Source organism: Pseudomonas cyclaminis (assembly GCF_015163715.1).
GTDB lineage: Bacteria > Pseudomonadota > Gammaproteobacteria > Pseudomonadales > Pseudomonadaceae > Aquipseudomonas > Aquipseudomonas cyclaminis.
This window is the reverse complement of sequence record NZ_JADDUM010000164.1, coordinates 23499-30522: the sequence shown is the minus strand read 5'-3', so window position 1 is coordinate 30522 and position 7024 is coordinate 23499. Positions and strand designations below refer to the sequence as shown.

The window sequence follows — 7024 nt, the reverse complement described above, 5'->3', positions numbered from 1 at the left end:
TGACACTCCCTCATCGGGGGGCACCCCTACCACATTTGGATCCTCAGCGCGTTGAAGATCAGGGTTACAGCGCCTTTTCGAAGATCTTCGAATTACGCTGATAGTTGTACAGCGACGCCCGCGCCGACGGCAGTCGGTCCACCGTACTCGGCACAAAACCACGCTCACGGAACCAGTGGGCGGTACGGGTAGTGAGGACGAACAAGGTCTTCAAACCCTGGGCACGGGCGCGTGTTTCGATGCGCTCAAGCAACTCATCACCACGACCGCCATGGCGGTACTCCGGGTTCACCGCCAGGCATGCCAGCTCGCCTGCATCCGAATCGGCAATCTGATACAGCGCCGCACAGGCGATGATCATGCCTTCGCGCTCGACCACGCTGAACTGCTCGATCTCACGCTCCAGCACTTCCCGCGAACGGCGTACCAGGATGCCCTGTTCTTCCAGCGGGCTGATCAGGTCGAGCAAACCGCCGACGTCTTCAATCGCCGCCTCGCGCACCAGTTCGAATTGCTCCTGGGCCACCAAGGTGCCGCCGCCATCGCGGGTAAACAGCTCGGTGAGCAGCGCGCCATCTTCGGCGTAGCTGACGATATGGCTGCGCCCTACCCCGCCCCGGCAAGCCTCGGCCGCCGCATCGAGCAGCTCGGACTGGTAATTGCTGCTACCCAGGCGTTGCAGGTGAGCCGGCACTTGTTGCGGACGAAGTTCGCGCACCAACCGGCCATTTTCGTCGATCAGGCCCAGGTCGGCGCCGAACAGCAGCAGTTTGTCGGCACCCAGGTCGATAGCGGCGCGGGTGGCGACGTCTTCGCAGGCCAGATTGAAGATCTCACCGGTGGGCGAGTAACCCAATGGCGATAGCAGCACGATGGATCGCTCGTCCAGCAAGCGGTTGATGCCCTTGCGGTCGACCCGGCGCACTTCGCCGGTGTGGTGGTAATCCACGCCTTCGAGCACGCCGATCGGACGCGCCGTGACGAGGTTGCCGCTGGCCACCCGCAGCCGCGAACCCTGCATCGGCGACGAGGCCATGTCCATCGACAAGCGCGCTTCAATAGCGATACGCAAGTGGCCGACCGCGTCGATCACACACTCCAGCGTCGGCGCGTCGGTGATGCGCATGCCTTCGTGATAAGCCGGGATCAGGCCACGTGCTTCAAGGCGCGCTTCGATTTGCGGGCGCGAGCCATGAACCAGCACCAGCCGCACGCCCAGGCTGTGGAGCAGCACCAGGTCGTGGACGATATTGCCGAAGTTGGGATGGTCCACACCATCGCCAGGCAGCATGACTACAAAGGTGCAGTCGCGGTGGGCGTTGATGTAGGGCGAAGCGTGACGAAGCCAATTGACGTATTCGGGCATAACACCTGGGCCTGTAATAAAAAGCAGCCAAAAAAGGACGGATCGTGAAAACGCACAGCGGGCTGATGGTTATCGTCGGAACAGGCTTGGCGACACGCTCGCTCTCCTTCTATGTACGAACAGGCAGGGGTTAATTTATGCAGGTTTCAGGCAGTAATGCTCGATCAGTTCCCGCAATAGACGCACTGTAGGCGTCAAGCGTGACATTTCGAGGTACTCGCCCGGCTGGTGAGCGCAGGCGATATCGCCGGGGCCGAGCACCAGGGTTTCACAACCAAGGCGCTGAAGATAAGGCGCTTCGGTGCCGAACGCTACTGCTTCGGCACGATGACCGGTCAATCGCTCCGCAACCCGCACCAGTTCGGCGTCTTCCGGTTGTTCGAACGGTGGCACTTCGGGAAACAGTGGCGCGTAGTCAATCTTGACCTGATGGCGCTCGGCCAGGGGTTCGAGCTTCTGCCGGATGGCGGCGCGCAACACCTCAGGATCCATGCCCGGCAAGGGCCGCAGGTCGAACTCCAGGGAGCATTGGCCGCAGATGCGGTTGGGGTTGTCGCCGCCGTGGATACAACCGAAGTTCATGGTCGGTTGCGGCACGCTGAATTGCGGGTTGCGGTATTCGCGCTGCCAGAGCAGACGCAGGCCACGCAGTTCGCCGATGGCATCGTGCATGGCTTCAAGGGCGCTGTGCCCCAGGCTCGGGTCCGACGAATGGCCGCTGCGCCCAAGGATGTCGATGCGCTCCATCATCACGCCTTTATGCAGGCGGATCGGCTTGAGCCCCGTGGGCTCGCCGATCACCGCCGCACGGCCCAGCGGGCGCCCCGCTTCGGCCTGCGCACGGGCACCGGACATGGAGCTTTCTTCATCGCAGGTGGCGAGGATCAGCAGCGGTTGCTTGAAGGGTTGGTCCAGCAGCGGCAACACCGCCTCGATGGCCAGGGCGAAAAAGCCCTTCATGTCGCAACTGCCCAATCCTACCCAGCGGCCGTCGACTTCCGTCAGTTTGAGCGGATCGGTTTTCCACAGCGCGGCGTCATAAGGGACCGTGTCGCTATGACCGGCCAGCACCAGGCCACCAGGGCCACTGCCGAAGCTGGCCAGCAAGTTGAACTTGCCGGGGCTGACTTGCTGGATGTCGATGGCAAAACCCAGGTCTCCCAGCCAACTGGCGAGCAAATCGATCACCGGGCGGTTGGTCTGGTCGAGAGACGCTTGGGTGCAACTGACCGAGGACGCGGCAATCAAGGCGGCGAACTGCTCTTTCATGGACGGTAACGGCATGCGCGGTCTCTCAACTTCCCGGATGAGCCCCACTATAGAGCCATCTGCACGACACAATAAACCGTTGCGGCACGTTGCCGGGCTCAGTCCTGTACACTGCACGACCTTGGCAGCCACACTTTTCCCCGGCTGCGCTCCCGATCCTGGATTTTCCGGCCATGCAGAAAGAAACCGAAATCAAGCTCCGCGTCAGCCGCGAAACACTCGCCGCGCTCCGTGAGCACCCGTTACTGAAAAAACGCAACAAAAGTGGCTGGGAACGCCGTGAGTTGATGAACCAATACTTCGACACCCCCGAGCGCGACCTGGCCCAGGCCAAAGTCGCCCTGCGCCTGCGCAAAGACGGTGACGAGATCATCCAGACCCTCAAGACCCGTGGTCAGAGCGTAGCCGGCTTGTCGGAGCGCAACGAGTACAACTGGGACCTGCCCAAAGCCAAGCTCGACGTGAAGAAACTCGACGGCGAATGCTGGCCCGAGCAACTGGCCGAGCTGGACAAAAAGACCCTCAAGCCGATCTTCACCACCGACTTCGTGCGTGAACGCGCCGAAATCGCCTGGGGCCGCGGCAAGGCCAAGGTGGTGATCGAAGCCGCTCTGGACCTGGGCCACGTGGTGGTCGGCAAGCAGAAAGAAGAAATCTGCGAGCTGGAACTGGAACTGCGCGAAGGCGAACCGGCGGCCCTGCTGGAGCTGGCCGCCGAACTGGCCGCGACCCTGGCCCTGATGCCGTGCGATATCAGCAAGGCCGAGCGCGGCTACCGTCTGTATGACGCCAGCAGCTACTCCCTGAGCCTGCCGGCGCCGCAGATCCATGCCGAAATGCCGTTGGACGATGCCTTCGCCGCGATCATGTGGCACCTGCTGGGCAGCAGTCAGCGCCTGGCTGAGCAATACCGTTTCAACGGCCACTGGCGCCTGCTGCAAGACTGGGTCGACAACCTCGGCGAACTGCGCGCCCTGATCGGCAGCCTCGGCCAGGCCGCACCACGCCAATCCACCAGCGAACTGCGCAGCGTACTCGACGCGTTGCTGGAAGACTGGCGCCCACTGGTCCAGGCCGGTGACGACGATGAAGACATCCGCAAAGCTGCGCCGGAGCAGTTCGTCGAAGAATTGGACGACGTGCGCTGGGGCCTGTTCTCACTGAACCTGTCGCGCTGGCTGCTGGCTCGCACCTGGACTGCCGACCGCAACGTGCGTGGCAACCGCCAGGGCGCTGCACAAATCACCAACTGGCTGCCGCGCCTGCTGGCCGACGACGCCGTCGCCCTGCAACTGCCGCGCTACCAGCAACAGCCGGAAGACCTGGCCGAACAACTGCCGCGTATCGAACGCATCCAGGCGTGGCTGCACCATGCACGTCAGGTGGTGGATATTCCGGAGCTGGACCGCTTGTACGGCGAGCTGAACAAGTTGGCGCAACTGGCCAACCAGCCGATTACCGATGAGTCGCTGGATACGCGGATGCACCAGGCGATTGCGGTGTATCAGAACCGGGCCTGGAAGACCTTGCTGCGTCTGTAAGATCGCTATCGCGGGCAAGCCCGCTCCCACATTGGAATGCATTCTCCTGTGGGAGCCGGGCTTGCCCGCGATGATGCCACCCCTGTCAGCGCAATACTGGCAGGCTGGTGGTGGACTTGATCTCCGACAAAGCCACAATCGAATTGACCTCCTGAATCCCCGGCACCATCGACAACTTCTCAAAGAAAAACCGCTCGTACGCCTCGATGTCCGACGTGACGATGCGCAGCAGAAAATCCACCGCTCCCATCAGCACATAACACTCCAGCACTTCCGGAAAGCCGCGAATCGCGTCGGTGAACTCAGTGAAGTTGGATCGGCCGTGGGCGTTGAGTTTGACCTCGGCAAAAATCTGCGTGTTGAGGCCGATCTTCTTGCGATCCAACAGCGTTACCTGGCCGCGGATAACGCCCTCCTCCTTGAGCCGCTGAATGCGCCGCCAGCATGGCGATTGGGACAATCCCACCTGTTCGGCGATCTGCGCGCTGGAGAGCGAAGCGTCCTCTTGCAACAGGGCCAGGATGCGACGGTCGTAGGCGTCCAACTCGCTATGCATAAAAATACCTTTCACTGACTGAATATTGAATTGATCTATTCGGTTTTTCGCTAATCTGGCCAATCTTAGATAAGAAATCTCCGTTGGCGAATGTAAAAATTCCTCCAGTCGAATCTGGAGAGTCAGCATGCACGCCGTTGAAACCACTCACCCTGCTGCCCGCGTCGATGCGTGGGCTGTTACCAGCGCTCATTGCGAGGCGCATTACCAGATCGTCGCCGAGGCGGAGCCCGATGTGTTGTGCCGGGTACTCAACTACTTCGCGCTGCAATTCCTGACCCCTCGGCAAGTCAGCGTGAACCGGGAAGACGACCTGCTGAGCATCGATATCGTGATCGATGGCCTGAGCTGGCATAGGGCCCAGGTTATCGGTGAAAAGATTCGAAACCTGATCAGCGTGTGCGCGCTGGACGTATGGCCGGCTGATTCCGTGGGGCCTGCGGCGATGGTTGCAGCCGCTCAGTAAAGACCTGCAACACACGTTGGGAGGAGGAAATCCAGGGGCTGACTAGCCTGAAATTTCATCCAAGGCTACCCAGGATCCCCTACATGTCTGTTGATCAGCGATTGGAACTGCATGCGTTGCTGCCGGACTTGGTGGCGAACGGTTTGATAACCCCCGACACCGCGCGGCGGTTATCGGCGATGCCGGCCAGCGACACCCAGCACCCGTTAGAGTGCATCGCCGCCCATGGGCCGTCCCTGGAAACCCTGACCCTGTGGCTGGCACGGCATGTCGGGCAACCTTACCTGCGTATCGACCCGTTGAAGATCGATGTGGCAACGGTGGTGCCGCTGATGTCCCACGCGTTCGCCCAGCGCCACGCCATTCTGGCCGTGGCCGTGGATGCGCGCACCGTCACCGTCGCCAGTGCCCAGCCCCACGTCAGCAGTTGGGAGTCGGGGCTGGCGCAGGTGCTCAAGCGGTCGATCAAGCGCGTGGTTGCCAACCCCCAGGACATTCAGCGCTGTATCAGCGAGTTTTACCGGTTGGCGAAGTCCGTCAGCGGCGCGGATCAAAAGGTCGCAGTGCCTGGTAATTTCGAGTTGCTCAACCTGGGCGCCAGCGAACAGGAGCCGGACGCCAATGACGCGCATATCGTCAATATCGTCGACTGGCTGTTGCAATACGCCTTCGCCCAAAGGGCCAGTGATATTCATATCGAGCCTGGCAGTGAGCAGGGCCGGGTGCGTTTTCGTATTGATGGGCTGCTGCACGACGTCTACCAATTTCCACCCCAGGTGACGATGGCTGTGGTCAGCCGCCTGAAAAGCCTTGGCCGGATGAACGTGGCAGAAAAGCGCAAACCCCAGGACGGCCGGGTAAAAACCAAAAGCCCGGCCGGTGCGGAAGTTGAGTTGCGTCTGTCGACGTTGCCGACGGCCTTCGGCGAAAAGCTGGTGATGCGGATTTTCGACCCTCAAGTGCTGCTCAAGGATTTTGACCGGCTGGGCTTGTCCACCGAGGACCAGCAGCGCTGGCACGCCATGACGCGCCAGAGCAACGGCATCATCCTGGTCACCGGCCCTACCGGCTCAGGCAAAACCAGCACCCTGTACACCACGCTCAAGCAACTGGCGACACGGGAGCTCAACCTGTGCACGGTGGAAGACCCGATCGAGATGGTCGAGCCGGCGTTCAACCAGATGCAGGTGCAGCACAATATTGACCTGACCTTCGCCAGCGGCATCCGCGCCCTGCTGCGCCAGGACCCGGACATCATCATGATCGGCGAGATTCGCGACCAGGAAACCGCAGAAATGGCGATCCAGGCTGCGCTTACCGGGCATTTGGTGCTATCGACGCTGCACACCAACGATGCGCCCAGCGCTATCAGCCGCTTGCAGGAACTGGGTATCGCTCATTATTTGATCAAGGCCACCCTGTTGGGCGTAATGGCGCAGCGCTTGGTGCGAGTGCTGTGTCCTCAGTGCAAGCGCTCGACGGGCGATACCCACGAGGCCGTTGGGTGTGGGGAGTGCCGCAACAGCGGGTATCGGGGACGCGCAGGGGTCTACGAGATCATGGTATTGGATGAGTCGATCAAGGCACTGATCACTCCCGGCGCCGACGTGCAGGCCCTGCGCCGGGCAGCCGTTGCGCAAGGCATGCGCAGCCTGCGCATGGCCGGAGTGAGCAAAGCTCAGGCGGGGCTGACCACGATGGCCGAAGTGTTGCGAGTAACGCCTGGGGATTCGGTAACAAATCCTTTGATTACAACTCGCTGAAACCGTTCTTATCGGTGACAACCCCGTTACAATCGGCCGAACGTCGTTTAACTGACACCATCA

At 61.3% G+C, this 7024-nt stretch carries 6 protein-coding genes; 3 read left to right on the top strand and 3 right to left on the bottom strand.

Annotation, left to right across the window (positions count from 1 at the left end; genetic code table 11):
- Positions 1–64 precede the first annotated feature (64 nt).
- Both argA and argE read right to left on the bottom strand, forming a co-directional pair.
- Positions 65–1366: an amino-acid N-acetyltransferase gene (gene argA / locus IQK56_RS20060; protein WP_150762087.1), complete on the bottom strand. Its 1302-nt coding sequence runs from the start codon at positions 1364–1366 to the stop codon at positions 65–67.
- Positions 1367–1501: 135 nt separating this feature from the next.
- Positions 1502–2650 (bottom strand): acetylornithine deacetylase, encoded by a 1149-nt coding sequence (gene argE / locus IQK56_RS20055; protein WP_193862020.1) that lies wholly within the window; start codon positions 2648–2650, stop codon positions 1502–1504.
- A 158-nt stretch (positions 2651–2808) separates the two neighbouring features.
- Between argE and IQK56_RS20050 the strand changes: the two genes are divergently transcribed.
- Positions 2809–4176 carry a CYTH domain-containing protein gene (locus IQK56_RS20050; RefSeq protein WP_122305279.1) on the top strand — a complete coding sequence of 456 codons (1368 nt, stop codon included), beginning with the start codon at positions 2809–2811 and terminating at the stop codon, positions 4174–4176.
- 85 nt (positions 4177–4261) lie between these two features.
- Here IQK56_RS20050 and IQK56_RS20045 read toward each other — a convergent pair whose 3' ends face one another.
- The gene (locus IQK56_RS20045) at positions 4262–4732 is read right to left on the bottom strand and encodes an Lrp/AsnC family transcriptional regulator (RefSeq protein ID WP_010207358.1); all 471 of its coding nucleotides are present in this window, start codon (positions 4730–4732) and stop codon (positions 4262–4264) included.
- 127 nt (positions 4733–4859) lie between these two features.
- Between IQK56_RS20045 and IQK56_RS20040 the strand changes: the two genes are divergently transcribed.
- Together IQK56_RS20040 and IQK56_RS20035 are read left to right on the top strand one after the other, a co-directional pair.
- Complete coding sequence (locus IQK56_RS20040; RefSeq protein WP_150674448.1) at positions 4860–5198, top strand: hypothetical protein; 339 nt, start codon at positions 4860–4862, stop codon at positions 5196–5198.
- A gap of 83 nt (positions 5199–5281) precedes the next feature.
- Positions 5282–6961 (top strand): GspE/PulE family protein, encoded by a 1680-nt coding sequence (locus IQK56_RS20035; protein WP_193862021.1) that lies wholly within the window; start codon positions 5282–5284, stop codon positions 6959–6961.
- Positions 6962–7024 lie beyond the last annotated feature (63 nt).